The following is a 25,711-nucleotide window of genomic DNA, read 5'->3' on the forward strand; positions in this document are numbered from 1 at the left end:
TTGTTGCGCCCATTCCCGGCGCTGGCGCATGATTCTTGCGTCATTAACGAAAATCTTGCACGACCATGCCTGCCGTCGACCTCGACCGCACCGACCTGCTGCTGCTGGCCGAACTGCAACGCGCCGGTCGCCTGACCAACGCCGAGCTGGCCGAGCGCGTGCACCTGTCGGCGTCGGCCTGCCTGCGCCGGGTGCAGCGCCTGGAGCGCGACGGGGTGATCGGCGGCTACGCCGCGCAGGTCGATCCCGAGCGCATCGGCCTGGGCCTGCAGGCGTTCGTGCGCGTGCAGCTGGGTCGCCACGATGCCGAGTCGATCGCGGCGTTCACCGCGTTCGTCGACCAGTGGGACGAGGTGGTCGCCTGCCACGCCCTGACCGGCGACATGGACTACCTGCTGCAGGTCGCGGTGCGCGACCTGGAACATTTCTCGCGCTTCCTGCTCGACCGCTTGCTCAACCAGGCCGGCGTCGCCGACGTCAATTCCAGCTTCGTGCTGCGCACGGTCAAGGCGTTCCGCGGGCTGCCGTTGCCGGCGCGCTGAGCGACAGCGCCGGGGCGGCTCCCGAGCAAGAATGCGGCCGCCGGATCGGCGCGGTCGCGTTGACAAGGCGTGGACGTCGGCTCACGGCATCGTGCGCTGCGATGCGGCCGGGGCATGACAGTGGCAGTCGCCTACCACGCCACGGACGCGGCGGACGGGGATCGAGGAGGGCGGATGTCGGACCTGATCCTGCGGGACATCGAACCGGGCCTGCTCGCCTGCGTGCAGCGCATCGCCGACGCGCGCGGCTGGAGCGTGCAGCAGGTGCTGGTCTACCTGCTCGAGCGCGGGCTGGCCAGCAGCAACGCGATCGATGAGGCGCTCGAGGGCCATGAAGTGCGGCTGCTGGAAGACGCGCTCGCGGCGCTGGAGGACGTGCCCAGCGACCCGGGCTTCGCCCTGATCGGGCGCGCGCCGGCCGTGCCGGCGGTGCCCGACGCGCCGGACCAGTCGATCGCCCCTTCCTGGGCATCGCCGGGACCGCGCGAGCCCTAGCGCCCGGGGCCGGGTCACCTGGCGCCCTGTCCGATCGGCGGTGGCGGGCACGTTGCCCTTGCCAGGAGCGGTGCGCGTTGGCGGCACCGGTGGCACGGGCAGGAACAGGGGCAGACGCGCAGGGCGGGATCGGCAACCAGCCGACCCGACGGGGCGCTGTCGCAAAGGGGGATGGATGGGTGGGTCTGGACGGGGCGGCATGCCGGGCCGCCGCATGCCCGCGATCGTGGTCGGCCGCGGTGAAACCGGCCTGGGAACCCTGCGCTCGCTGGTGCTGGCCGGCATTCCCGCCTACGTCGCATGCCCGAAAGACGACCTGGTGACGCATTCGCGCTGGTACCGGCCGGTGCCCGGCCCCGGCTGGGACGGCTCCACCGATGCGGGCACCGCCGAGCGGCTGCGCGCGCTGCCGCTGCCGGGCGCGGTGCTGGTGCCGGGGCGCGACGACGCGGCGCTGTGGCTGGCCGACCTGCCGCACGGCGATCTGGTCAAACGCTTCGCGGTCAGTTCCAGCCCGCGCGCGAGCCTGGAGATCCTGCAGGACAAGGCGCGCTTCGGCCGCTACCTGGCGACCACCGCCGTGCCGCATCCGCGCACCTTCACCATCGCCAGCGCGGCCGACATCGCCGCGATCCCGTTCGACGAACTCGACCGGGTGTTCATCAAGCCCGCCGATTCGCAGCGCTTCAACCAGGCGATCGGCGCAAAGGGCATCTGGGCCAAGACCCGCGCCGAGTTCGAGGCGATCTGGAGCCGGCTCGACAGCCAGGGCTTCGCGCTGATCGCACAGGAGTACGTGCCGGGCCGGGCCTCGGACCATTACTTCATCGACGGCTTCCGTGATGCCGGAGGTGCGCTGACCGGGCTGTTCGCGCGCCGTCGCTGGCGGATCTACCCGGCCGACTTCGGCAACAGCTCGTACTGCGAAAGCGTGCCGCTGGCGCAGCTGGGCGCGGCGGTCGGGCATCTGGAAGCGCTGCTGGCCGACCTGAGGTACCGCGGCATCTTCAGCGCCGAGTTCAAGCGCGATGCGCGCAGTGGCGAGCTGCGCATCCTGGAGATCAACACGCGCGCGTGGTGGTACGTCGAGTTCGCCGCGCGCTGCGGCGTCAACGTCTGCGCGATGGCCTACGAGGACGCGCAGGGGCTGCCGGTCACGCGCCCGGCGCGCGCGCCGGTCACTGGTGCCGGCTGCGTCAACCTCGACGGCGACCTCAAGGCGGTGCTCGCCGCCGGCGTCCACCAGTCGCGATGGCGCGCCGCGCGGCAGTGGCTGCACGCCCACTGCCACGTGTTCCGCTGGGACGACCCGCGCCCGGCGTGGTCGCTGCTGTGGGCACGGTTGCGGCTGCAGGCGAACCGTTGGCGCCGGCCCGCGCGCGAGCCGCTGGCGGCGCGCGAGCCGTTGCCGAGTGAGCGTCGCAACAGCACGGCGTGAGGGCCGGCGGCGTGGCAACCCTCAGAAGTTGTTGTCGCCGTCCAGCAGCCGCCCCAACCCGCCCAGCACCGATCCTTCGCCGCGATCCTTGCCGCCGCCCTGCGGCGCGGCCGCGAGCATCCGCCCGGCCATGCGCGAGAACGGCAGCGACTGCAGCCAGACCTTGCCCGGCCCGGTGAGGGTCGCCAGGAACACGCCCTCGCCGCCGAACAGCATGCTCTTGATGCCGCCGACCGCCTTGACGTCCATCGTCACCGACGGGTGGTAGGCCATCACGCAGCCGGTGTCGACGTCAATGCGCTCGCCCGCGGCCAGGTCGCGCTCGACCAGGGTGCCGCCGGCATGCACGAACACCCAGCCGTCGCCTTCGAGCTTCTGCATGATGAATCCTTCGCCACCGAACAGGCCGGTGAGGATCTTGCGCTGGAAGTGGATGCCGACCGTGACCCCGCGCGCGCCGGCCAGGAAACTGTCCTTCTGGCAGACCAGGCGTCCGCCGTGGTCGCTGAGCTTCATCGCCAGCACCGTGCCCGGGTACGGTGCCGCGAACGCGACCCGCGCCTTGCCCGTGCCGGTGTGGGTGAACATGGTGGTGAACAGGCTCTCGCCGGTGATCACGCGCTTGCCGGCCGACAGCAGCTTGTCCATGAAGCCGCCGCCCTGGCCGCTGTGCGAGCCGTCGCCGAACACGGTGTCCATCTGCACGCTGGCGTCCTTGTACATCAGCGCGCCGGCCTCGGCGATCGCGCTCTCGCCGGGGTCGAGCTCGACCTCGACGAACGGCATGTCGTTGCCGACGATGCGGTAGTCGATCTCGTCGCTGCGCGCGCGCTGGCTGCCCGACGCAGACGGCAGCGGCGGCATGTGCGGCGGCGGCGCGTCGTCGGAGGTCGCGAACTCCGGCATCGCCCGCACCGGCTGCCAGCCGCTGAGGCCTTCGCGCCAGCACTGGTGGTCGCGGTGGCGCTGCGCATGCGCGCGCGCGCCGGCGTCATCGAGCGGACCGATGCGCTGCGCGCTGTTGGGGGCGACGAAGTACCACTGGGTCATGACGCGGTCCTTGAGCAAAGGGAGGAAGGGCGGTGGCGGCGATCACGCCGGTGGCGCGCGCTGCACTGTGCGCACGCCGGCGGCCATCGTCATCGGCCGAAGGTCACTGCGCCGACGTCGGCGCCGGCGTTGCGGTGCGGCCGAAACGCTCGCCGAAAAAGTCGCCGCGGTGCCACGCCGGCCGCTGCGCGGCATCGCCGATCAGCGCGCCGATCCGCGCGTTAAGCCGCGCCAAGCGCGCGGCGTCGGGGTACTGGATCGGCTGCGTGACGTCGTCGCTGGGCTGGTGGTAGTGGTCGCGCAGGAAGACCTGCATCGCGAGGCTGGCGTCATCGCGCGCATGCGTGGCGTCGGTACCGGCGGTGAGGTACACCGCCGGGATCCCGGCACGGATGAACGCGTACTGGTCGCTGCGCACGAAAATCGTCTGCTCCGGGAACGGGTCCGGCGACAGCGCCACGCCGACTTCCTTGGCTGCGCGCCGCACCAGCGGTTCCAGGGTCGAATGCGACAGGCCGACCGGCACGATGTCGTCGGTCGGCACCAGCAGCATCGGCATGTCCATGTTGACGTTGGCGACCAGCGAACCGCGCGCGACGGTCGGGTGGCGTGCGTACCACTCCGCGCCGAGCAGGCCCTTCTCCTCCGCGGTCAGCGCGACGAACAGCAGCGAGCGCTTCGGCTGGCGTGGCAGCGCCGCCAGCTGCCGCGCGGCCTCCAGCATCACCGCCACGCCGAGCGCGTTGTCGAGTGCGCCGTTGTAGATCCGGTCACCATCGACCGGCGCGCCGATGCCGACGTGGTCGAGATGCGCACTGAACAGCACGTGCTCGCTCGCCAGGGCGCGATCGCTGCCGGGCAGCCGCGCCACGACGTTGCGCGACGTGACCGGCACGATCGCCGTCCGTGCAGCGAGCGCGATCGTGCCGGGCAATGCGAACGGCTTCAGCGTGCCGTCCTTCGCCGCGCGGAACAGCTGCGCGGCGCTGCGTCCGTCGCCGGCCAGCACCGCATCCGCGGCGGCGGCGCTGACGTGCGCGACCACGCGCAGCTGCGGAAACGTGTCGATGCCGCCGCCATCAGCCGCGCGCCCCGCAAGGGGACTTGCTTCGCGGCGTAAACACATGCCGGGTTTGTCCCAGGCCTGCATCGCGCGCGACCACGGCGAGCGCGCCTCGTCGGCGTCGGTGTCGACGAACACCGCGCCGACCGCGCCGCGCGCGCTGAGCTCGCGCAGCTTCTCGCGGGTCGACGAATGGAACGCGCGGCGGTCGGGGTCGAACGATGCGGGGGCGCCGGCAAACAGCACCGCGATCCTGCCGCGCAGGTCGACGCCGCGGAAGTCGTCGTGCCGCAGTTCGGGCGCGTGCACGCCCTGGCCGACGAACACCGCGGGCGCCTCGACCGCCATGTCGCCGCCGTTGTAGTTGAGCGCCGGCAGGAACTGCTCGCGGAACGTCAGCGCGGTGCTCGCGCCGTGGCGGGTGATGACCAGCCTGCCGCCATCGGCGACCCGGGTCGCGCGCAGCAGCGGCACGCGCTGGTAGTAGCTGCCGCCATCGCCGGCCGGCGACAGTCCGATCGCGCGCAGGCGCTGCGCGACGTACAGCGCCGCGAGTTCGTGGCCGCGGGTGCCGGCCTCGCGGCCCTCGAGCAGGTCATCGGCGAGAAAGCGCACGTCGGCCTCGATCCGCGTGGCGGCGGCGCTCGCCGCATCCGGCGCGGCCGCAGACAGGTCTTGGCGATCGCCTTTGCACGACGCGGTCAACAGCACGAGCAAGGCAATCGCGGCGCGTTTCATGCAGGCGACCCGGACGGAAAAGCCGACGCTAGCATCGCGCGCGGCTCACGCCCATCGCCGCATGGTCTTGGGTGTACGGACCACCACCGGGAGTAGCCCGTGATGAAGGCTTGCAGCAGCGGCTCGTCGCGCCGGGCGTCGCCCACCTTGGCGCTCGCGTCGTGGCATCTGGCAGTGCTGGTCGCGCTGGCGCTGGCGGCCTGCGCGCCCGCGCCGCAGGCCGACGGCGGCAAAACCCCGCCTGCGGCGTCACCGGCGCCGACGCCCGCGACCGGCACGTCGCCCGGCGAGCCGGTGCGGGTCATGTCGTCGCAGCTGGCCGATACGCAGTGGACGCTGCTCCGGCTGCGCGGCAAGCCGCTCGTCGAGGACTCGCACATCAACCTCGAGATCGGCCGCGACCTGCTCGGCGGCTACGACGGCTGCAACTGGTACGGGATGAAGTTCCGGGATACGCCGACCGGCAATCCGCGTTCGTTCGAGTTGCTGGGCGGCGTCGAGAGCTCCGCGCGCGGCTGCCAGAGCGAAGCGCATTTGCTGCAGTCGCAGCAGTACTACGCGGCGTTGCGGGCCGCGGTGACACTGCATCGGGAGGGCACGCGCCTGCTGGCGACCGACATCGACGGCCAGCCGCTGCTCGCGTTCGAGCGGCTGCCGCGCTTCGCGATGGATCCGGCGCTGCTGGCGGGCAGCGGCTGGCGGCTGGTGACGATCGATGGCGCCAGCCGCGCGCACCCGGCGGCACAGGCGATCACGCTGCGGTTCGCCGAGTCGACCCTGCGCGGGCACGCGGGTTGCCGCGATTACACCGCCACCTACCTCGCGCGCGAGGATCGGCTGTCCGTGCCATCGCTGGCGATGACGAGCACGGACTGCGCGAACCCGGCCGCGCTGCGTCGCGAAGGGGAATTCACCAGCCTGCTCAGCGAAACCGCCCGCTACCGCTTCGACCGGAAAGTCCTGACCCTGTTCACCTCGACCGGCCATGAATTGGGGTTCGTGCCCTGCGACGAGTGCTAGGAACGATGCGGCAGTCGACAGTTCGTCCTGAGATCGGCTTCGCGCGACTCACAGCTGGCACGCCGAAATCACCGCAGCCCCGAGTCCGCGTGGGCTGATCGGCGATGGCTTCATTCCCGTCGCGGCGGAAACCGCAGCACCACGCCGCGCTCCTCCGGCGGCCGCCGCCACAGCACCGGCACGTCGCGCGGCGCCGGCAACTCCAGACCGGAGCGTTCGAGCTCGTCGTGCGCGGGCACCGTGCTGTCGTCCTCGTCCTCCCAGCTGTAACGCTTGCGGGGCGCCTGCGGGTCGCGCTGGCGGAACAGCCCGGCGGCGAGCACGCCGGCGACCGCGCCACCCAGGTGCGCCTGCCACGAGATCCCCGGTTCGCGGGGCAGGATCGTCAGCAGCATCCCGCCGTACAGCAGGAACGCGATCATCGCCGCGGCAATCGCCGGGCGATCCCGGCGCAGCAGCCCGAGCACCAGCAGCAGGAACATCAAGCCGTGGGTCAGCCCGCTCGCGCCGAGATGGTGCGAGCCCGCCGTGCCCAACAGCCACGCGCCCAGCCCCGAGCCCAGCCAGATCAGCGGCAGCGCGCGCAGGGTCGCGCGCGGATAGACCACCCCGGCCAGCGTGCCGAGCAGCAGCAGTGAGAACGCGTTGGTCGCCAGGTGCTGGACCGAGCCGTGCAGCAGCGGCGCCGCGAGCAGGCCGCGCCAGCCATCCCACGCCCACGGTTGCACCGTCCACGCCGCGACATCGAACTGCCCCTGCGCGCTGAACACCGCCACCAGCACCAGCACGAACGCGAGGCTCGCATTCAGCGCGCGCAGCAGGCGGCGGCGATCGGACGCGCGCTGGTCCGGGCTGTCGGGCGGCTGCTCGGGGGTTGGCAGGTGCATCCCACCATGGGTGGCGACGCACCGGCCAATTGCAACCCCGCGGCAGCGGGTGTGCCGCGGGGTCGCGATGCCGATCCGTGACGCTCATTCCGCCACTGGCGGCCGCGGCGGGCGCGCGAGGCTGAGCACGATCGTCGCGCCGATCGTCACCGCGACCACCGCCAGCGACCACAGCACCGGGATCTTGTAGATATCGATCACCAGCATCTTCACGCCGATGAAGATCAACACCAGCGCCAGCCCGTACGGCAGCAGGTGGAAGCGGTCGGCCATCCCGGCGAGCATGAAGAACATCGCGCGCAGGCCGAGCACCGCGAACACGTTGGAGGTCAGCACGATGAACGGGTCGCTGGTGATCGCGAAGATCGCCGGGATCGAGTCGACCGCGAAGATCAGGTCGGTGATGCCGATCATCACGATCACGATGAACAGCGGCGTGTAGCGGCGGCGCGTGCCTTCGCTGATCCACAGCGCGCTGCCGTGGTAGTTGCGGGTCATCGGCAGGTGCCCGGTCAGCCAGCGCAGGATCGGGTTCTTCTCCAGGTCCGGCGCCTTGCCCGCCGCCCACAGCATCTTGATGCCGGTCAGCAGCAGGAACGCGCCGAACACGTACAGCACCCAGTGGAACTTCGCGAGCAGCATCGCCCCCAGGAAGATCATCCCCGCGCGCAGCACGATCGCGCCGAGCACGCCGATGATCAGCACCTTCTGGCGCTGCTCCTCGGGCACCGCGAAGTAGGTGAACAGCATCAGGAACACGAAGATGTTGTCGACCGCCAGCGACTTCTCCACCAGGTACCCGGTCAGGAACTCCAGCCCGACCCGGTTGCCCACGATCGCGCCGGACTGTTCGGTCACGTACCACCACAGCCCGGCGTTGAACGCCAGCGCCAGCGCGACCCAGCCGACGCTCCACAGTGCGGCCTCCCGGAACGTGACCTTGTGCGGCCCGCCGTGGCGCATCAGCACCAGGTCGACCAGCAACGCAATGACGACGAGCGCCGCGAAGGCGCCCCACAACAACGGACTACCGATGGTTTCCATGGATGACTCCCGACCGACACGTGTGGCCGCGGTCCGGGCTTCCGGTTGTCTGGAATGCACCTTCGCCGCGGGACGGCGAAGGTCTGACTCACAGGGCGCCTGGGCGGCCTGCCGCTGGACCGGAGCTTGCGCTCGTAATGACGGTGCCAGCGATTGGGAGCTACTCCCCTTCAGCGCCGATCCTACCCAAGCCCCCGGGCATGCGCAATGCGGCCGGTACAATGCCCGGATGAACACTGAAACCCCCACCGTCCACCTCAAGAACGCCTGGAAATCCACCCACCCGTGGATCTTCCAGCGCCTGGTCGAGAAACCCGCCGTCCGCCCCAAATCCGGCCAGATCGTGAACGTGGTCGGCGTGGACGGCGACTGGATCGGCCGCGGCTTCTACAACGGCCACTCGCGCATTGCCCTGCGCATGCTCGAGAACGACCCCAATGTCGCGGTCGACGCCGGCTGGTTCGCGCGCAAGATCGCCTACGCCGTGTCCCTGCGCCGCGACGTGCTCAAGCTCGACGAGGTCAGCGACGCCTGGCGCGTCGTGCACAGCGAGGGCGACGGCATCAGCGGCCTGGTGGTCGACCGCTACGGCGACCTGCTGGTGCTCGAGTTCTTCAGCGCCGGCGCGTTCCGTCACCGCGAGTGGATCCAGGCCGCGCTGCGCGAGCAGTTCCCCGGCTGCCGCTTCTACATGTTCGCCGACGAGCACGTGCAGAAGCAGGAGAGCTTCGACTTCCGCGGCACCGAGCCGCCGGCACCGTCGATCATCACCGAGTACGGCGTGAAGTTCCGCGCCGACCCGGCCGGCGCGCACAAGACCGGCTTCTTCGCCGACCAGCGCGAGAACCGCGAGTGGCTGTCGCAGCAATGCGCGGGCAAGCGCGTGCTCGACCTGTGCTGCAACACCGGCGGCTTCGGCGTCTATGCCAAGGTGCGCGGCGCCGAAGAGGTGGTCGGCGTCGACATCGACGACGACGTGCTGCAGATCGCCAAGGGCAACGCCAAGCTCAACGGCGCCCACATCAAGTTCGTGCAGGCCGACATCTTTCCGTGGCTGCGCGACATGGGCAACGCCGGCGAGCGCTTCGACGTGGTGGTCCTCGACCCGGCCAAGATGACCCGCGACCGCGAGCAGGTGATCCCGGCGCTGAAGAAGTACCTCGACATGAACAAGCTCGCGCTCGGCGTGGTCAAGCCCGGCGGCCTGTTCGCGACGTTCTCGTGCACCGGCCTGGTCAGCGAGGACCAGTTCCTCGACATGATCCGCCGCGCCGCGTTCTACTCGAACCGCACCGTGCAGATCCTGAAAGTGGCCGGCGCCGGCGCCGACCACCCGTGGCTGGCGCAGGTGCCGGAGTCGCGCTACCTGAAAGCCGTGTTCTGCCGGGTGCTGGATTGAATGTCGTTAATACCGACACTCATCACTTCTCAGAAGTCCCGCAAGCAATGATTGCCCTGGGCATGGCAGTTTTCTTCGCCGTCCTCGGCGCGCTTACCCAGTACTCACTGGCCTATATCGCCGCAGGCCTGATGGTGCTCTGCGCAGTTAGCATGCTCGGCACGACCACGGTGGGTCCACACTACATCGCGCGTTGCTCGCCCTTCAGCGACCGCAGAATCTTCTGGCAGGAGATCACCCACATCGAACTGGGGGCGGGTTGCACATGGTTCGTGCTGCACGGGAACAACAAACGATTGGCATTCGTCGCACCCAAGGCGCTTGGGACGCAGACGCAGGCTGGCCTGCCGAGATGCTGGAAACAATGACGATTGAGCGCGGTATCCCAGTCGAGGCAACGACCACCGCGTGGCTCAGGTTTTCACGGGGCACGTAGCGCGTAGGCTGGGTTGGCTCCATCAACCCAGCGCCTCATCCCGACGCCAGCTGGGTTGATGGAGCCAACCCAGCCAACGTTGCCGGACGCCTGCCGGGTCGCGGCCCCTGAGACGCGCGCGGCTACACTGGCCGCATGCCTGAAACTTCATTGCTCTTGGTCGCCCTCCTTGTCGCGGTGCTCATCGCGATCGTCCTGCTCGTCATCCTGCTGCTGCGCAAACCCGACGCGGTGCTCGAAAGCCACCGCGCGCGGCTCGAGCAGGCGCTGCGCGACGAGCAGCGCGAGGGTCGCGGCGAGTTGCGCCAGCAGCTGGAAGGCATGTCGCTGCAGCAGGAGCAGCGCATCGACGGCTTCGGCGGCCGCCTCACCGAACTGACCGTGCGCACCGACGCGCGCCTGGACGTGCTGCGCGAGGCGCTGACCGAGGACGCGCGCCGCGGCCGCGCGGAAGGCGCGGAGCTGCAGCAGCGCTTCGCCGAGTCGCTCGGCCAGCGCCTCAACGAGATGACCCAGCGCAACGAACTGCGCCTGGGCGAGATGCGCGCCACCCTGGAACAGAAGCTGCGCGAGCTGCAGCTCGACAACGCCGCCAAGCTCGAGCAGATGCGCGCGACCGTCGACGAGAAGCTGCACGCCACGCTCGAGACGCGCCTGAGCGAGAGCTTCGGCAACGTCACCACGATGCTGGCGCAGGTGCACCAGGGGCTGGGCGACATGGGCAAGCTCGCCGCCGACGTCGGCGGGCTGCAGCGGGTGCTGACCAACGTCAAGTCACGCGGCGTGTTCGGCGAGGTGCAACTAGCGGGATTGCTGGAGCAGGTGTTCGCGCCGGACCAGTACGCGGCCAACGTCGCGACCGTGCCGGGCAGCGCCGAGCGGGTCGAGTTCGCGGTGCGCTTCCCCGGCTCGACCGGCGACGCCCCGGTGTGGCTGCCGATCGACGCCAAGTTCCCGCGCGAGGACTACGAGCGCCTGCTCGATGCGCAGGAGCAGGGCGATCCCGATGGCGCGCGCGCGGCCGGCGACGCGCTCGAGCGCGCGGTGCGCAAGGAAGCCACGCGCATCCGCGAGAAGTACATCGCCGCGCCGCACACCACCGAGTTCGGGATCCTGTTCCTGCCGACCGAGGGCCTGTACGCCGAGGTGCTGCGCCGCCCCGGCCTGGTCGATGCGCTGCAGCGCGACCAGCGCATCGCGGTCGCCGGCCCGACCACGCTGCTGGCGCTGATGACCAGCTTCCAGATGGGCTTCCGCACGCTGGCGATCCAGGAACGTTCGAGCGAGATCGCGCGCACGCTGGGCGCGGTCAAGACCGAGTTCGGCAAGTTCGGCGAGGTGCTCGACGGGGTCAAGAAGAAGCTGGTCGAGGCCGGCAACAAGATCGACGACACCCAGCGCCGGACGCGGGTGCTGACCGGCAAGCTGCGCGACGTGGAGGCGTTGCCGTTCGAACAGAGCCAACAGCTGCTGGGCACCGACGCCGAGCCGGACGACGACACGGTCTAGCGGCCGTCGCGGCGGCTCGTCCCCAAGGGGGACTTCCTGCGGGGCGTCCGCCCAAGGGGGCTTGATTTGCGGCGTCCCCCAAGGGGACTTCCTTCGGGGCGTAGGAGCGGCTTCAGCCGCGAACGCATTCCGGACCTCGATGTACCGCAACAGCTCGCGGCTGAAGCCGCTCCTACCGGCAAGCGAAGTCGGTCGCGTAACGGCTCAACCGCCGTCGGTCGGCATCACCGGCATCGCGTCGACCGGCACCGTCGGGTTGTTCTCTTCCAGAAGGTAGTCGGGCAAGCGGTCGCCGTCTTGGGTCTGGCGGTCGCCGAAGATTTGGTAGTTGCGGCGCTGGCTCCACGCATCGCGCACCAGCGCGTAGTCGTCCTCGGCGCCTTCGCGCAGCGAGTCGGTCGACAGCAGCTGGGTGCGCACGTCGACCAGCTGCAGGCCCTGGATCGGGATGCGGACCTTGTCGGCATCGACCTGGCGCAGCGGGCTCAGCGGCGCGTCGCCGACCATGCCGACCACGTCGCGCACGGTGCGCGGGCCGAACAGCGGCAGCTCGACGTAGCGCGAGCGCTCCCAGCCCCACACGCCCAGGGTCTGGCCGAAGTCCTCGCCCTTGTTCGGCAGTTGCGCGTCCGAGGCCGGGTCGAACACCCCGCCGATGCCGAGCGTGCTGTTGAGCGCGAACCGCCCCAGCGACTGCGCGGCCTGCCTGGGCTTGCCCTGCAGCAGGGCGTTGACCGCCGACAGCGGCTGGCCGAGGTTGTTGAAGAAGTTGCTGACGCCCAGCCGCACCGGGCGCGGCACGACCGCGACGTAGGTGCGCGCCAGCGGCCGCGCGACGCGGCGGTCGACCGCGTTGTTGAGGCGGTGCATCTGCCGGTTGTAGCGCTCCCACGGGTCGTAGCTGCCGGGCACGTTGGCCGGCGCGGGCAGGGTGGGGTCGGCGACCGGGTCGTAGCCCTGGTCGCCATTGCCATCCCGCAAGGGGACTTCCTTCGGGGCGTACAGCGCGTCGAACTCGCGTTCGGCGTCGGTGCGGGGGTCGGCGCCGTTCGCCGGCGGTGCCGTGGCCGCTGCCGCCGGAGCGATGACAGCCGGGCTTTCGGCGACCGCATCGGCCGCTGGCGCGTCTGACGCATCGGCGGTTGGCGGTTCGGCCGCTTGCAGCTCAAGGGCCGGTGCTTCGGCGACCGGTGGCGCGGAGGCCGGCGTCGGCGCGTCCTGCGCGGACACTTGCGCAAACACAGGAGCGGTGGCCAGCAAGGCCAGGGCGAACAGGGAGCGGGCGTGGGGGCGCATGCGGGCAGTGTAAACGGGGCGGGGTGCAAGCCGGTCGCGGCAGCGCGCGACCGGCGCGCTCAGCGTGCGTAGGCCAGCTGCTCATCGAGCCGGTACGCGGCACGCAGCTCGGCCAGGCCCGGCGGCGTGCCAGTCACGGCGATGCCGCCCGCTGCACCATCGGCCAGCTCCGCCAGCAGCGCCAGGCCGGCGCTGTCGACGTGGCTGACCGCGGCCAGCTCGATCCGGCGCACGCCGGCGCGCAGCGGCGGCAGCTGGCGCCAGAGTGCGGCGACCGCGGCGCGATCGAGCGCGCCGGCGAACACCAGCGCGTCGCCGTCGCGGCGCACGCTGGCTTGCACGCCGCTGCCCGGGGCAACCGTCGCGGCCATGCTCAGTTCGCGTCCGCCTGCAGCTTGCCGGCCTTGAGGTCGGCCGCGACCTGGGGGATCGACTTGCGCTTCAGCGGCGCGTCGAACTGGGTGCGGAACGTCTGCACGAAGCTCACGCCCTCGACCATCACGTCGAACACCTTCCAGGTCGAACCGCTCTTGCGCATCAGGTAGTCGACCGGGATGGGTTCGCCGCCCGAGCGCAGCATCTCCGAAGCGACCTTGACGATCGCGCCGCCGCGCAGCGGCGTTTCCGACTTCACCCGCACCTTGAGCTTGGTGTTGAAGTCGAGCAACGACGAGCCGTAGCGCTGCATCAGGTTGTCGGCCAGCGCGTCGGCGAACAGCTTGACCTCGGCCTCCGAGGCGCCGCGGCCGTGCACGCCCAGCACCAGCCGGCCGGCGTAGTCGCGGTCGAACATCTGGTTGAACTCGCTGGACACGAAGCGGCTCAGCGCGGCGCGGTTCTTGGTGAACTCCGGGCGGCGCGCTTCCAGCGTGGTCAGGATGCGGGTGGAGTTGTCGAGCACCAGCTGGCTCGGCGAGCCGGCCTTGACGGTGGCCTTGGCCGCGACCGTTGCCTTCTGCGCGAACACCAGCGGGGCCGCGGCGAGCAGGGCCGAGGCGATGACGAGGGTGAGGAGGCTGCGCTTCATAAGGTTCATTCCTGGGGGAGGTCGGGAGCGGCGGGATCTGCATTGGCCGAATCGGGCGTCACTGGATCGGAGCCGGCCGCGTCGGGTGCACTGTCACCCGGCTTAGCGCCACCGCCGCTGAACATGTATTTGCCGACCATCTGGATCAGGTCGACCGCGGACTGCGTCAGGTAGATCTCGTCGCCGGGCTTGAGCGGCTCCGGGTCGCCGCCCGGGGTCAGGCCGATGTAGCTCTCGCCCAGCAGCCCGCTGGTGAAAATGCCGGCGGCGGTGTCGCCCGGCAGGTCTTTGAACTTGTTGTCGATCGCCAGGGTCACCACCGAGTCGTACTTGACCGGGTCGACCTGGATGTCGGCCACGCGCCCGACCGAGACGCCGCTGATCTTGATCGGCGCGTTCGGGCGCAGCGCGCCGATGCTGGTGAAGCGCGCTTTCAGGGTGTAGCTGTCGCTGCCACCGAAACCCCAGTTGCCGTTGGTGGAGGCGATCGCCAGCACCAGCAGCGAGGCCAGGGCCAGCAGCAGGAACGCGCCGACGGCGAATTCGATACGCGGTGCACGGATAGTCATTGGATCACCTGGAAGGTCGGGTTCACTTGAACAGGAACGCCGACATGACGAAGTTGAACATCAGCACCAGCAGCGAGGCGTTGACCACCGCCTTGGTGGTCGCGACCGAGGTGCCCTCGATGGTCGGCTCGGCGTGGAAGCCGACGTAGGCCGCGACCAGCGCCGCGGTCGCGCCGAACACCGCCGACTTGACGAACGCCATCAGGAAATCGTCGACGAAATCGACGCTGTCCTTGAGCACCTGCCAGAACGTGCCGGCGTCGAGCCCGATCACGTGCACGGTCTGGAAGTAGCTGGCGGCGATCGCCAGGCTGCAGAAGAACCCGGTCAGCAGCGGCACGCACAGCACCGCCGCCCAGAAGCGCGGCGCGACGACCTTGCCGACCGGGTCGATCGCCATCAGCCCGAGCGCGGTGATCTGGTCGGTGGCGCGCATCAGCCCCAGCTCCGCGGCAATGGAGGAACCCGCGCGGCCGATAAACAGCAGCGCGGTCAGCACCGGGCCGAGCTCGCGGTACAGGCCCAGCCCGAGCATCGCGCTGACCTGGTTGCTGGCGCCGTAGGTGTCGAGCGCGCGGTAGCCGAGCAGGGTCACCGACAGGCCGACGAACGCGCCGCCGACGGCAATGATCGGCAGCGAGCGCGCGCCGATCTTGTAGATCTCGCGCACCAGCTCGCGCAGCAGGTCGGCGCTGGGCCGGGACGCGCGCAGGACCGACAGCGTGAACAGGCCGGCGCGGCCGACCGAGCGGGTGGCGGCAACGAAGGGCATCAGGCGGGGTCCGTCTCGGGGGCGTTGGCGGTGCGCGGGGCGGCATCGAACGCGATCGGACCGTCCGGCTCGCCTTTGAGGAACTGGTGGACCAGCGGGTCCGACGAGGCTTCCAGCTCAGCAGGCGACCCCGAGAACACGATCCCGCCGTTGGCGATCACGATCGCGTGGTCGGCAATCGGCAGGGTCTCGTGGACGTGGTGGGTTACCACGATGCTGGTCAGGCCGAGGGTGTCGTTGAGGCGGCGCACCAGCGCCATCACCACGCCCGAGGCAATCGGGTCGAGGCCGGTCAGCGGCTCGTCGTAGATCATCAGCGGCGGGTCGAGCGCGAGCGCGCGCGCCAGCGCCACCCGCCGCGCCATGCCGCCGGACAGCTCGCGCGGGTACGCGTCGGCGGCCGCGCGCAGGCCGACCGCGTGCAGCTTCATCAGCACCAGGGTGCGGATCACCGCGTCGGGCAGGTCGGTGTGCGCGCGCAGCGGCAGCGCGACGTTCTCGGCCGCGGTCAGGTCGGTCAGCAGGCCGTTGCCCTGCAGCAGCACGCCAATGCCCTTGCGCAGCTCCAGCAGCGCGCGCTTGGCCTGCGGCACGGCCTGGCCGAACACCTCGACCGTGCCGGCGGCCGGCGCCAGTTCGCCGGTCAGCGCCGACAGCAGCGTCGACTTGCCGCTGCCCGAAGGCCCCAGCACCGCGGTGATGCTGCCGCGCGGAACGTTGAGATTGATGTCGCGCAGCACCGCCCGTCCCCCGCGATCGAGGCGCAGGTCGGTGAGGCGGACGATGGGCGGGGCGTCGGTCATGCGTTTCTATAGGGGCGCGGCCGGACAGGCACGCAAAACGTGCGCAGCTTGGCGGGCGCTGGCTGAACGTGGGTTGTAGCGGGCCGGCATTGTCGCAGGGGGCGGGCGGGGGCGCACGGCGAGTACTCGGTGCCGGTGTGGTTGCTCGTCATCCCCGCGAAGGCGGGGATCCAGTGACTTAGCTGTGCCGTTGCTCTCCTTCGCAGATTTGATCCGAGCGAAGAGCAAGATCAACTACAGGATCAAAAGCTTTCGCACGCTGCGCGCGCGAGTCACTTTTGTCTTGGCAAAAGTAACCAAAACCGTTGGCGCCGGACGCTCGCCGGAGACGATGAAGCCGTCTCCGGTTCCCTGCGCTCCTCGAGCAAAGGGTACGGCGCCCCAACTCGCTGCGCTCAGACAAGGGCGCCTTTTCCCCCTTTGCCCTCCGGTGCGGACTTCGACACATCCATGTGCCTCACCCGCTTCGCGGGCGCCTGCGGCGGTCCAAATCGCTCCCGGCGATTTGTCGGCGAGCTCTACGGCGCGGACAAAGCGAAGAGCCCGAGATCAAACCCAACGGCAACCGCGGATCTCGCCGGCTGCGACGCCCCTGCGGCAAGATGCGCCATGCCCGCCGCGCCCGACTTCCGCCTCTACCACTCCAATGCCTTGGACGTGCTGGCCGGATTGCTCGCCACCGAGCTGCGCACGCCGGCGCCGGGCCAGCCGCTGCTGGCGCCGGACCTGGTGCTGATCCCGCAGGTGGCGATGCGGCGCTGGTTGCAGGCGACGCTGGCGCAGGCGCACGGGATTGCCGCCAACCTCGAGTTCCTCACCCCCGGCGAGTTCGTGCAGCGCGCGCTCGATGCCAACGTGCCCGGCCGCGGCGAGGACCTCGATGCCGACGCGCTGCGCTGGCGGCTGTACGCGGCGCTGTCCGATCCGGCAGTGCTGCGCGAGCCGGCACTGCGGCCGCTGCGCGCCTACCTCGAGGGCAGCGGCGGCGACGACCCGCTCAAGCCGTGGTCGCTGGCCGGCGAGCTGGCGGCGACGTTCGAGAAGTACCAGGCCTGGCGCCGCGACTGGCTGCTGCGCTGGGAGGCCGGGCAGGCGCCGCGCGATCCGCAGGCGCTGCTGTGGCGGCGCATCGCCGGCGGTCGCATGCACCGGGCGCGGCGGATCGACGACTACCTGGCGCGCTTTGCGGGCGACGAAGCGCCGCTGCCGGCCGGGCTGCCGTCGCGGCTGTTCGCGTTCGCCACGCTCAACGTCTCGCCGGACGTGCTGCGCGTGATCGCGAGCCAGGCGCGCGTCGGCACCCTGCATTTCTACCTGCCGACGCCGACGCGCAAGTACTGGGGCGACCTGCGCACGCTGGCCGAGCGGTTGCGTCACGGCGACGACGCCGGTTTTGGCGGCGAAGACGACAACCCGCTGCTGCAGGCCTGGGGCGCGGCCGGGCGCGACTTCATGGCGGTGCTCGGTGGCTACGAGGTCGTGCACCCGTCCGGTGAGATCGCCGCCTACGCCGACCCCGAGCAACGCGACGACGACCGCCCGCAGGCCGACACCCTGCTGCAACGCCTGCAGCGCGACTTGCTGCACCGGCGCGCGCCGCCGCCGATGCCGTGGCGCACCGGCATCGAGCGCGACGACCCCAGCGTGCAGGTGCACGCCTGCCACACCCCGCTGCGCGAGGTGCAGGTGCTGCACGACCAGCTGCGCGGGCTGCTCGACGACCCGCGCTTCGACCCGCCGCTGCAGCCGCGCGAGATCGCGGTGCTGGCGCCGGACATCGACCCGTACGTGCCGCACGTGCAGGCGGTGTTCGGTGGCCTCGCCGGGCGCGCGGAGTTCATCGCCTACACCCTGGCCGACACCAGCCCGCTCGCGGCCGAGCCGCTGGCGCAGGTGTTCGTGCGCCTGCTGGCGCTGCCGGTCTCGCGTTTCGGCTTGAACGAGGTGCTCGACCTGCTCGCGACGCCGGCGCTGGCCGAGCAGGCGGGCCTGGATGCCGCCGCACTCGAACGCCTGCGCGGCTGGCTGCAGGCCGCCGGTGCGCGCTGGGGGCTAAACGCCGAGCACCGCGCGCGCCACGACGCGCCCGCCGACGACGCCAGCACCTGGGCGTTCGCGCTCGATCGGCTGCTGCTTGGCCATGCCAGTGGCAGTGACGTCGATATTGCCGGCGTCGCGCCCTACGCCGACATCGAAGGCAGCGCGCTCGACGCGCTCGGCGCGCTGATCCGCGTGCTGCGCGTGCTCGCCCGGCACGAGCGCGCGTTCGCCTCGGCGATGACCCCGTCGCAATGGCGCGACCGCCTGCTCGGCCTGCTCGACGCGCTGCTGCCCGAGCTGCCGCGCCAGCCCGCCGACCAGCGCACGCTCGAACGCCTGCGCACGCTGCTCGACGCGTTCGCTGCCGACGCGCAGGCCGCCGGCTTCGACGCGCCGGTGCCGCCGGACGTGGTGCGCGCGCATTTCCAGGCCGTGCTGGCCGAAGCCGACACGCGCGCGCCGCTGCTCACCGGTGGCGTCAGCTTCGGGCGCATGGTGCCGATGCGGCTGATCCCGTTCCGGGTGATCTGCCTGCTCGGCATGAACGACGGCGACTACCCGCGTCGCGACCCCAGCGGCGGCCTCAACCAGCTCACCGCCGAACTGGACACCGCCGCACGCCGCCGCGGCGACCGCTCGCTGCGCGACGACGACCGCTTCCTGTTCCTGCAACTGCTGGCCGCGGCCGGCGAGGTGTTCTACCTCAGCTACCTGGGCGCCGACCCGCGCGACGGCAGCGAGCGCGAGCCGTCGGTGCTGGTGGCCGAGCTGCTTGACGCCGCCGCGCGCTACCACGCCGGCGACGACGCGCGCGCCGCGCTGGTGGTGCGCCAGCCGCTGCAGCCGTTCGCGGCGGCGGCGTTCGGCGCGGCCGACGAGGCCGGCGGCGAGCCCGAGCCGCGCCGCTTCAGCTACCGCAGCGAATGGCGTCCTGCTGCGGCCGCGAGCCACGGCGAACGCCACGAGCTGGGCGCTTGGCTCACCGCACCGCTGGACGCGCGCAGCGAGGAGGTCGACAGCGACGTCGCATTGGCCGACTTGCGCGCATTCCTGCGCGACCCGCCGGCGGCGTTCCTGCGCCAGCGCCTCGCGCTGCGCTTGCCCGAGGAGGCCGATCACGCCGACGACGTCGAGCCGCTGGTGCTGCCCGGCCGCGGCCTGCAGCGGCAGCTGCTGCAGCAGGCGGTGTTCGACGCCTGCGTCGCCGGCGACCGCGCGCTGGATGGCGACGCGCTGCACGCCCACCTGCGCGCGCGCGCGCTGCTGCCGTCCGGGCCGCTCGGCCGGCAGCAGCTGGCGGCCCTGCTCGGCGAGGTGCGGCCGTACGCCGACGCGTTCGCGCAGTGGCGCGACACCTACGACCAGCCGGCGCTGCCGCAATCGCGCACGTTCGAACTCGAACTCGACGGCACCCGCCTGCACGGCTGCGTCGAGGGCTTGTATTCCGACGCGCTCGTGCGGCTGCGCTTCGACGAGCTGCACGGCCCGGCGCAGGTCGCGCACGGCCTCGACTGGCTGGTGCTGTCGGCGTTGGGCGAACCGCACGCGTTGCTGCAATTCGCCGGCAGCACCGGCGACCCCGGCCCGCACCGGCGCGAACCGATCTCACGCGAAGCGGCGCGCGCCGCGTTGCGCGCGCTGCTGACCCTGCGCCGCCACGGCCTGCGCGAACCGCTGCCGTTCGGGCCGCGCGCCGGCTGGCTCTGGTACGACGCGCACGCGCAAGGCAAGGACGGCTGGGGCAAGGCCGAGCAGCAGTGGCACGGCAGCGACCGCAGCTGGGGCGAGGCGAGCACCGCCAGCGCGCGCCTCGCGCTCCGCGGCCGCGACCCATTTGGCGACACTGCCGCCAATGACGAGCTGGGCGAGAGCTTCCGCGCGATCGCGACGATCGTGTTCGACGCCGTGCTCCACGGCCGCAGCGACGAGGCCACGGCATGAACCTGCCTGCTACCGGCGCCGTCGCGCGCGACCCCTACCTCGACCTCGAGCTGCGCGGCCTGCGCCTGATCGAGGCCAGCGCCGGCACCGGCAAGACCTACACCCTGGCGACGCTGGTCACCCGGCTGGTGATCGAGCGTGGCCTGCGCGTGAGCCAGGTGCTCGCGGTGACCTTCACCGAGGCGGCGACCCAGGAGCTGCGCGAACGCCTGCGCCGGCGCCTGCAGCTGGCCGCGCGCATCGCCACCGACTTGCCGGCGTACCGGGACGACGACAACGCCGAGGTCGCGCTGACCCGCACCCTGATCGAGGCGCAGCTGCAGCGCGAGGACGCGGTGGCGCTGCGCGCGCGCCTGCAACGTGCCGCGCACGAGATCGACCTGGCCGCGGTGTTCACCATCCACGGCTTCTGTGCGCGCGCGTTGAGCGAGCACGCGCTGGAAACCGGGCAGGCGTTCGTGGCCCCGACCATGGTCGGCGGCGACCGCGAACTGCGCGCCGCGGTCGCGACCGACCTGTGGCGCGCACTCGGCGCCGATCCGCTCGACGCACAGTTGCTCCAGCGGCACTGGCCGGGCGGCCCGGACGCGCTCGCCGCCGACCTGGGCGCGTTGCTGCGCGCCACGCGCGTGCTGCCGGCGCTGCCGTCGCCGAGCCCCGACCCGCTGCCGGGCTTGACCCAGGCGTTCGCCGCACTGCGCGCCGCGCAGGGCGCGCACGGCGACGACGCGCGCGCGCGGCTCGATGCCGCGATCGACGCCAAGGTCATCGACGGCCGCAAGGCGCGCGCGGCCAGCTACGCGCAGGCGTGGGCGTCGCTCGCGCAGGGCGTGGCCGGCGGCACCCTCGTGCGCGACGCCGCGCACCTGGACAAGCTCACGCCCGCGCGCCTGCGCGAGTGCGCCAAGGCCGGGCGCGAGGACGACGTGCCGGCCTCGCCGCTGTTTGACGCGCTGGCCGCGTGGTTCGCCGCCGACCTCGCGCGCGAGCAGTGGCTGGCCGCGCAGGGCGTCGCGCTGGTGCACCGCGTGCGCGCCCAAGCCGGCGCGCGGCTCGCGCAGCTCAAGCGCCTGCGCCGCGAGCAGACCTACGACGACCTGATCGACGGCGTCGCCGCCGCCCTCGACGGCCCGCACGGCGCCGCGCTCGCCCGGCGACTGCGCGCGCAGTACGCGGTGGCGCTGGTCGACGAATTCCAGGACACCGACCCGCGCCAGTGGGGGATCTTCGCGCGCGTGTTCGGCGGCGCGGCGGATCGCGACGACGGCGCGTTGGTCGAGGTGGACGAGGCCACCGTCGCGGATCACGACGCGCCGGCGCTGTTTTTGATCGGCGACCCGAAGCAGGCGATCTACCGCTTCCGCGGCGGCGACGTGCACACTTACCTCGATGCCGCCGCGAGCGCGCAGGACGCGCCGCCGCTGGCGCACAACTTCCGCTCGCGCCCGGCGCTGCTGCGCGCGGTCGACGCGCTGTACGCGCGCGCCGGCGCGGGCGCGTTCGTCGACGAACGCATCGCGTTCCGGCCGGTGACCGCCGGGGGCCGGGTCGCCGACGCCGATTTCCAGCGCGCCGGCCGACCCGCGCCGGCGCTGACCGTGCGCGCGCTGCCGCCACCCGCCGACGGCCGCAAGTCCGCGCAATGGAGCGCGCCGGAGTCGCGCGAGCTCGCTACCCGCGCCTGCGTCGCCGAGATCCATGGCGTGCTGCACGCCGCGCGCGACGGCGACGCGACGATCGTGGGCCGCGCACTGCAACCGGCCGACATCGCGGTGCTGGTGCGCAGCCACGCCGAGGCCGCGCAGGTGCAGGCGGCGCTGGTCGCGGCCGGCATCCCCGCGGTCGCCGCCGGCCGCCAGAGCCTGTACGCGAGCGAGCAGGCGCTCGAGTTGCTGGCCTTGTTCGAGGCGCTGCTGCAGCCCGGCGACGACGGCCGCCTGCGCGCCGCGCTGGCCACGGTGCTGCTCGGCCTGGACGCGCACGCGATCGCGCGCGGCGACAGCGATGCGGCCTGGCAGCGCGACTGGCAGTTGCGCGCCCTGGCCTGGCGCGAGCGCTGGCAGCGCCACGGCCCGCTGGCGCTGGTCACCGACCTGTGCGCGCAGCACGCGCCGCGGCTGCTCGCGCTGGGCGATGGCGAGCGCCGCCTCACCAACACGCTGCAGCTCGGCGAGGCGCTGCAGGAAGCCGACCGCCGCGCGCTCGGCCTGCACGGCCTGGTCGACTGGCTGCGCACGCGCATCGCCCAGGCCGACGATTTCGACGAGACCCAGCAGCTGCGGCTGGAGTCCGATGCGCGCCGGGTGCAGGTGATGACCCTGCACAAGAGCAAGGGCCTGGAGTTCGGGCTGGTGCTGCTGCCGTTCGCGGGCATTGGCAAGGAGCGCAAGCCCGGGCGCTGGTGCGAGGTGCCGGCGGCGCTGCTGGCGTCTGCCGACACCAACGCGAGCGCCGATGGCCGGGTGCTGCAGCTGCCCGGCGACGACGCGCAGTGGGCGCTGGCGACCCGGGCCTGGCAGCGCGAGGAACGCGCCGAGGACGCGCGCCTGCTGTACGTCGGCCTGACCCGCGCCCGCCACGCGCTGTGGCTCGCGGGCGGACCGCTGTACCGCCACGACGACACCCCGCTGGCGGCGATGCTCGGCGATCTGGCCTCGTTGCCGGAAGACCACGGCATCGTCGTCGATGCCAGCGGCCTGCCACCGCCGCGGCTCGCGCCGCTGCCGCCACCGGACGCCGGCGCGCTGCCCGCCGCGCGCCGCGCGCGCCGCACGCTGGCGCGCGACTGGTGGGTGTACAGCTTCACCCAGCTCACCCACGAGGCCGCCGGACAGGGCAGCGCCGCCGCTGCCGATGAAATCCCGTTGGCTCGCGCCGAGGCCGGCGAGCGCGGCGCCGCCGACGAAACCCGCGCCGTCGACGCGCTGCCGCGCGCGGCCGACGCCGTAAACGAGCCCGCGTTCGACCGGCGCTACAGCGGTAGCCGCTTCGGCAACGTGCTGCACGCCGCGCTCGAGCACGTCGATTTCGCCGCCTGGCGCGGGGTCTGCGACGGCAGCGCGCCGCCCGCGCAGGACGCGCCGCTGCGCGCGGCGCTGCACGGTGAAGGCTACGCGCAGGCCGACCTCGACGACGGCCTGCCGCTGCTCGCCGCGCTGGTTGGGCAGACCCTCAACGTCGCCCTGCCCGAGGGCGTGCGCCTGTGCGAGCTGCCTGCCGACGCGCGCCGCGCCGAGATGGAATTCCACTTCGCGCTGCAACCGACCCACGTCGACGAACTGCTGGCAGTGCTGCACGCGCACGGGGTGCTGCGCGAGCGCCACGCGTTCGGCGCGCGGCGCCGGCTCGAAGGCCTGATGACCGGCAAGATCGACCTCGTCTACGCTCATGAGGGCCGCTATTACGTGCTCGACTACAAGTCCAACCGGCTGCCGGCGTACGACGCCACCGCGGTCGCGCAGGCGATGGCCGACAGCGAGTACACGCTGCAGGCGCTGATCTACACCCTGGCGCTGCACCGCTGGCTGCGCTTCCGCCTCGGCGACGGCTACGATTACGCGCGCGATTTCGGCGGCGTGCGTTATCTGTTCTGCCGCGGCCTCGATGCGCACGACCCGGCCTCGCCCGGGGTGCACGCGCAGCAGCCGGCCGCGGCGTTGGTCGACGCGCTCGACGCTCTGTTCGCCGCGCCTGGCCACGACCCAAGCGAGGCGCGCGCATGAGCCTGCTCGACGCGCTCTACCGCCATGGCGCGTTGCGCGTGGTCGACCACGCGCTCGCCCAGAGCCTGCGCCGGCTCGACCCGGCGCACACCGGCGCGGACACGCCGGACAGCGTGTTTACCGGCGCGGCGCTGGCCTCGCTGGCGATCGGCCACGGCCATGCCGCGTTTGATCCGGCGCGCCCCGGGCTGCTGCTCGATCACCCGGTCGAGTGGCCCGACGCGCGCGACTGGCAGGCCGCGCTCGCGGCGTCGGCCTGGGTCGCCACGCCCGGGCCGGACGCGCCCGCCGACCCCGGCGCGCCGCTGGTGCTCGAGCAAGGCCTGCTCTACCTGCGCCGCTACCGCGAGTACGAGCGCCGCCTCGCCGCTGGCCTGCGCCGGATCGCGGCGCAGGCCCTGCCGACGATCGACGCGCCCGCGCTGGCGCCGCTGTTCGCCACCCTGTTTCCCGACGCGCGTAGCGGCGACCGCCAGGCGCGCGCGGCGGCGCTGGCGCTGCTGCGGCCGCTGCTGCTGGTCACCGGTGGCCCCGGCACCGGCAAGACCACCACGATCACCCGCCTGCTGCTGTTGCTGCTCGCGCAGGCCCGGCACGCCGGCAGCGCGCCGCCGCGGATCGCGCTGGCCGCGCCGACCGGGCGCGCCGCCGAACGCATGGCCGAAAGCCTGCGCGCCGCGAGCGCGGCGTTGCGCGCGCTGCCCGGGGTCGAGCCGGCGTGGTGCGACGGGTTGCCGGCCGAGGCGCGCACGCTGCACCGCCTGCTCGGCACGATCCCGGACAGCCCGCGCTTCCGCCACCACGCCGACCATCCGTTGCCGTTCGACGTGGTGGTGGTCGACGAGGCCTCGATGGTCGACCTGCCGCTGATGTGCAAGCTGGTCGATGCGGTCGCCGACGGTACGCGACTGGTCTTGCTCGGCGATCGCGACCAGCTGCCGTCGGTCGAGGCCGGCGACGTGCTCGCCGCGATCGTCGATGCGGCCGGTGACGGCGACAGCCTGTCGCTGGAGGCCGCGCAGGCGCTGGCCCCGTTCCTCGGCGCCGCGACCGCGGATGCCATCCCGGCCGATCCCGCGGATTCCTCGCCGCTGGCCGGACACCGCGTGCAGCTGCGGCGCGGTTACCGCCAGTCCGACGCACTCGACCTGGCGCCGCTGGCCGACGCGGTGCGCGCCGGCGACGCCGATACCGCTTTGGCGCTGCTGCGCGCCGGCACCCTGGCCGGCGTGCACTTCCACGAAGACCTGCACGACCCACTGGCCGGCGCGACCCGCGAACCGCTGCTGCGCGCCTGGCGCGCGATCGGCGCGGCCGCCGACCCGGCCGCCGCGCTCGCCCAGGCCGCGCGCGTGCGCCTGCTGACCGCGTTGCGCGACGGCCCGCAGGGCGCGGCCCTGCTCAACGCGCGCATCGAGGAGGCGTTGGCCGGCGCCCACCGCAACCCGTACTTCCACGGCCGGCTGCTGCTGGTGACCCAGAACAGCTACCGCCACGGCCTGTTCAACGGCGACATCGGCGTGTGCTGGCGCCCCGACGGAAATCCCCTTGGGGGACGCGGCGACGACGGCGCGGCCGTGGCCTGGTTCGCGGGCGGCGCCGACGGCGTGCGGCCGTTCCACCCGGCGTCGCTGCCCGCGCACGCCGGCGCGTTCGCGATGACCGTGCACAAGGCGCAGGGCTCGGAGTTCGACAGCGTCTGGCTGCAACTGCCGCGCGCCGACGCGCGCAGCGGCTCGCGCGAGCTGCTGTACACCGCGCTGACCCGCGCGCGCCGCGAACTGCACCTGTGCGCGAGCGAGCCGGTGCTGCGCGCCGCGCTCGGCCGCCACGCCGCGCGCGTGTCCGGGCTGGCCGCGCGGTTGCGCGCCCCCGGGGCCGGGGCCGGGCGCACAGTTCCGGCGCCGGGTCCCGGCTAGA

Annotated in this window: 20 protein-coding genes; 10 read left to right on the top strand and 10 right to left on the bottom strand. The window is 72.2% G+C overall.

From position 1 onward, the window contains the following. Window positions 1-65: 65 nt before the first annotated feature. From ACFQZQ_RS10540 to ACFQZQ_RS10550, 3 genes are all read left to right on the top strand, one after another. Window positions 66-542: an Lrp/AsnC family transcriptional regulator gene (locus ACFQZQ_RS10540; protein ID WP_386812747.1), complete on the top strand. Its 477-nt coding sequence runs from the start codon at window positions 66-68 to the stop codon at window positions 540-542. A gap of 174 nt (window positions 543-716) precedes the next feature. After that, window positions 717-1,037, top strand: coding sequence for a hypothetical protein (locus tag ACFQZQ_RS10545; RefSeq protein WP_386812748.1), 321 nt, complete (start codon window positions 717-719; stop codon window positions 1,035-1,037). 199 nt (window positions 1,038-1,236) lie between these two features. Further along, window positions 1,237-2,475, top strand: coding sequence for a carboxylate--amine ligase (locus ACFQZQ_RS10550; protein ID WP_386812749.1), 1,239 nt, complete (start codon window positions 1,237-1,239; stop codon window positions 2,473-2,475). Between the two features lie 21 nt (window positions 2,476-2,496). Here the strand turns inward: ACFQZQ_RS10550 and ACFQZQ_RS10555 are convergent, their stop codons facing one another. Continuing rightward, complete coding sequence (locus ACFQZQ_RS10555; RefSeq protein ID WP_386812750.1) at window positions 2,497-3,525, bottom strand: TIGR00266 family protein; 1,029 nt, start codon at window positions 3,523-3,525, stop codon at window positions 2,497-2,499. Window positions 3,526-3,628: 103 nt separating this feature from the next. Beyond that, the gene (locus ACFQZQ_RS10560; protein WP_386812751.1) at window positions 3,629-5,326 is read right to left on the bottom strand and encodes a M20/M25/M40 family metallo-hydrolase; all 1,698 of its coding nucleotides are present in this window, start codon (window positions 5,324-5,326) and stop codon (window positions 3,629-3,631) included. 102 nt (window positions 5,327-5,428) lie between these two features. On the opposite strand from ACFQZQ_RS10560, the gene ACFQZQ_RS10565 reads away from it, so the two are divergent. Continuing rightward, on the top strand, window positions 5,429-6,346 hold the full coding sequence (locus ACFQZQ_RS10565; protein ID WP_386812752.1) for an META domain-containing protein: 918 nt from the start codon (window positions 5,429-5,431) through the stop codon (window positions 6,344-6,346). Between the two features lie 110 nt (window positions 6,347-6,456). Here ACFQZQ_RS10565 and ACFQZQ_RS10570 read toward each other — a convergent pair whose 3' ends face one another. Next, window positions 6,457-7,233: a rhomboid family intramembrane serine protease gene (locus ACFQZQ_RS10570; protein WP_386812753.1), complete on the bottom strand. Its 777-nt coding sequence runs from the start codon at window positions 7,231-7,233 to the stop codon at window positions 6,457-6,459. A gap of 84 nt (window positions 7,234-7,317) precedes the next feature. Beyond that, a complete protein-coding gene (locus ACFQZQ_RS10575; RefSeq protein WP_386812754.1) occupies window positions 7,318-8,277 on the bottom strand; it encodes a TerC family protein in 960 nt (319 codons plus the stop codon). 229 nt (window positions 8,278-8,506) lie between these two features. On the opposite strand from ACFQZQ_RS10575, the gene ACFQZQ_RS10580 reads away from it, so the two are divergent. The 3 genes from ACFQZQ_RS10580 to rmuC all read left to right on the top strand — a co-directional run bounded on the left by ACFQZQ_RS10580 (window position 8,507) and on the right by rmuC (window position 11,621). After that, window positions 8,507-9,676, top strand: a complete 1,170-nt coding sequence (locus tag ACFQZQ_RS10580; RefSeq protein ID WP_386812755.1) for a class I SAM-dependent rRNA methyltransferase — start codon at window positions 8,507-8,509, stop codon at window positions 9,674-9,676. Between the two features lie 47 nt (window positions 9,677-9,723). After that, window positions 9,724-10,044: a hypothetical protein gene (locus ACFQZQ_RS10585; protein WP_386812756.1), complete on the top strand. Its 321-nt coding sequence runs from the start codon at window positions 9,724-9,726 to the stop codon at window positions 10,042-10,044. A gap of 203 nt (window positions 10,045-10,247) precedes the next feature. After that, window positions 10,248-11,621 (top strand): DNA recombination protein RmuC, encoded by a 1,374-nt coding sequence (gene rmuC, locus ACFQZQ_RS10590; protein WP_386812757.1) that lies wholly within the window; start codon window positions 10,248-10,250, stop codon window positions 11,619-11,621. 204 nt (window positions 11,622-11,825) lie between these two features. On the opposite strand, the gene ACFQZQ_RS10595 is transcribed toward rmuC, so the two are convergent. The 6 genes from ACFQZQ_RS10595 to ACFQZQ_RS10620 are packed head-to-tail and all read right to left on the bottom strand — an operon-like array spanning window position 11,826 to window position 16,088. Next, on the bottom strand, window positions 11,826-12,917 hold the full coding sequence (locus ACFQZQ_RS10595; RefSeq protein WP_386812758.1) for an MlaA family lipoprotein: 1,092 nt from the start codon (window positions 12,915-12,917) through the stop codon (window positions 11,826-11,828). Between the two features lie 59 nt (window positions 12,918-12,976). Next, window positions 12,977-13,288: an STAS domain-containing protein gene (locus ACFQZQ_RS10600; RefSeq protein WP_386812759.1), complete on the bottom strand. Its 312-nt coding sequence runs from the start codon at window positions 13,286-13,288 to the stop codon at window positions 12,977-12,979. 2 nt (window positions 13,289-13,290) lie between these two features. Continuing rightward, window positions 13,291-13,944 (bottom strand): MlaC/ttg2D family ABC transporter substrate-binding protein, encoded by a 654-nt coding sequence (locus ACFQZQ_RS10605; RefSeq protein ID WP_386812760.1) that lies wholly within the window; start codon window positions 13,942-13,944, stop codon window positions 13,291-13,293. 5 nt (window positions 13,945-13,949) lie between these two features. Continuing rightward, window positions 13,950-14,513, bottom strand: coding sequence for an outer membrane lipid asymmetry maintenance protein MlaD (gene mlaD, locus ACFQZQ_RS10610; protein WP_386812761.1), 564 nt, complete (start codon window positions 14,511-14,513; stop codon window positions 13,950-13,952). A 22-nt stretch (window positions 14,514-14,535) separates the two neighbouring features. Next, window positions 14,536-15,285, bottom strand: coding sequence for an MlaE family lipid ABC transporter permease subunit (locus tag ACFQZQ_RS10615; protein ID WP_386812762.1), 750 nt, complete (start codon window positions 15,283-15,285; stop codon window positions 14,536-14,538). After that, complete coding sequence (locus ACFQZQ_RS10620) at window positions 15,285-16,088, bottom strand: ABC transporter ATP-binding protein (RefSeq protein ID WP_386812763.1); 804 nt, start codon at window positions 16,086-16,088, stop codon at window positions 15,285-15,287. The genes ACFQZQ_RS10615 and ACFQZQ_RS10620 overlap by 1 nt, the downstream gene beginning before the upstream one ends. 609 nt (window positions 16,089-16,697) lie before the next feature. Here ACFQZQ_RS10620 and recC point away from each other — a divergent pair. The 3 genes from recC to recD are packed head-to-tail and all read left to right on the top strand — an operon-like array spanning window position 16,698 to window position 25,710. Continuing rightward, on the top strand, window positions 16,698-20,069 hold the full coding sequence (recC, locus tag ACFQZQ_RS10625) for an exodeoxyribonuclease V subunit gamma (RefSeq protein ID WP_386812764.1): 3,372 nt from the start codon (window positions 16,698-16,700) through the stop codon (window positions 20,067-20,069). After that, a complete protein-coding gene (locus tag ACFQZQ_RS10630; RefSeq protein ID WP_386812765.1) occupies window positions 20,066-23,791 on the top strand; it encodes a UvrD-helicase domain-containing protein in 3,726 nt (1,241 codons plus the stop codon). Before recC ends, ACFQZQ_RS10630 begins: the two co-directional genes overlap by 4 nt. Further along, window positions 23,788-25,710, top strand: coding sequence for an exodeoxyribonuclease V subunit alpha (gene recD, locus ACFQZQ_RS10635; RefSeq protein WP_386812766.1), 1,923 nt, complete (start codon window positions 23,788-23,790; stop codon window positions 25,708-25,710). The genes ACFQZQ_RS10630 and recD overlap by 4 nt, the downstream gene beginning before the upstream one ends. Window position 25,711 lies beyond the last annotated feature (1 nt).

The sequence above is a fragment of the Lysobacter koreensis genome, assembly GCF_042677045.1.
Classification (GTDB): domain Bacteria; phylum Pseudomonadota; class Gammaproteobacteria; order Xanthomonadales; family Xanthomonadaceae; genus Lysobacter_K; species Lysobacter_K koreensis.

Bases quoted from the DNA above. Each gene is read 5' to 3' on its own strand.
- ACFQZQ_RS10550 (WP_386812749.1), top strand. From the start codon at position 1,237: ATGCCGGGCCGCCGCATGCCCGCGATCGTGGTCGGCCGCGGTGAAACC.
- recD (WP_386812766.1), top strand. From the start codon at position 23,788: ATGAGCCTGCTCGACGCGCTCTACCGCCATGGCGCGTTGCGCGTGGTC.
- ACFQZQ_RS10630 (WP_386812765.1), top strand. From the start codon at position 20,066: ATGAACCTGCCTGCTACCGGCGCCGTCGCGCGCGACCCCTACCTCGAC.
- ACFQZQ_RS10545 (WP_386812748.1), top strand. From the start codon at position 717: ATGTCGGACCTGATCCTGCGGGACATCGAACCGGGCCTGCTCGCCTGC.
- ACFQZQ_RS10565 (WP_386812752.1), top strand. From the start codon at position 5,429: ATGAAGGCTTGCAGCAGCGGCTCGTCGCGCCGGGCGTCGCCCACCTTG.
- recC (WP_386812764.1), top strand. From the start codon at position 16,698: ATGCCCGCCGCGCCCGACTTCCGCCTCTACCACTCCAATGCCTTGGAC.
- ACFQZQ_RS10615 (WP_386812762.1), bottom strand. From the start codon at position 15,285: ATGCCCTTCGTTGCCGCCACCCGCTCGGTCGGCCGCGCCGGCCTGTTC.
- ACFQZQ_RS10600 (WP_386812759.1), bottom strand. From the start codon at position 13,288: ATGGCCGCGACGGTTGCCCCGGGCAGCGGCGTGCAAGCCAGCGTGCGC.
- ACFQZQ_RS10620 (WP_386812763.1), bottom strand. From the start codon at position 16,088: ATGACCGACGCCCCGCCCATCGTCCGCCTCACCGACCTGCGCCTCGAT.
- ACFQZQ_RS10555 (WP_386812750.1), bottom strand. From the start codon at position 3,525: ATGACCCAGTGGTACTTCGTCGCCCCCAACAGCGCGCAGCGCATCGGT.
- rmuC (WP_386812757.1), top strand. From the start codon at position 10,248: ATGCCTGAAACTTCATTGCTCTTGGTCGCCCTCCTTGTCGCGGTGCTC.
- ACFQZQ_RS10605 (WP_386812760.1), bottom strand. From the start codon at position 13,944: ATGAAGCGCAGCCTCCTCACCCTCGTCATCGCCTCGGCCCTGCTCGCC.
- ACFQZQ_RS10595 (WP_386812758.1), bottom strand. From the start codon at position 12,917: ATGCGCCCCCACGCCCGCTCCCTGTTCGCCCTGGCCTTGCTGGCCACC.
- ACFQZQ_RS10540 (WP_386812747.1), top strand. From the start codon at position 66: ATGCCTGCCGTCGACCTCGACCGCACCGACCTGCTGCTGCTGGCCGAA.
- ACFQZQ_RS10575 (WP_386812754.1), bottom strand. From the start codon at position 8,277: ATGGAAACCATCGGTAGTCCGTTGTTGTGGGGCGCCTTCGCGGCGCTC.
- ACFQZQ_RS10560 (WP_386812751.1), bottom strand. From the start codon at position 5,326: ATGAAACGCGCCGCGATTGCCTTGCTCGTGCTGTTGACCGCGTCGTGC.
- ACFQZQ_RS10585 (WP_386812756.1), top strand. From the start codon at position 9,724: ATGATTGCCCTGGGCATGGCAGTTTTCTTCGCCGTCCTCGGCGCGCTT.
- mlaD (WP_386812761.1), bottom strand. From the start codon at position 14,513: ATGACTATCCGTGCACCGCGTATCGAATTCGCCGTCGGCGCGTTCCTG.
- ACFQZQ_RS10570 (WP_386812753.1), bottom strand. From the start codon at position 7,233: ATGCACCTGCCAACCCCCGAGCAGCCGCCCGACAGCCCGGACCAGCGC.
- ACFQZQ_RS10580 (WP_386812755.1), top strand. From the start codon at position 8,507: ATGAACACTGAAACCCCCACCGTCCACCTCAAGAACGCCTGGAAATCC.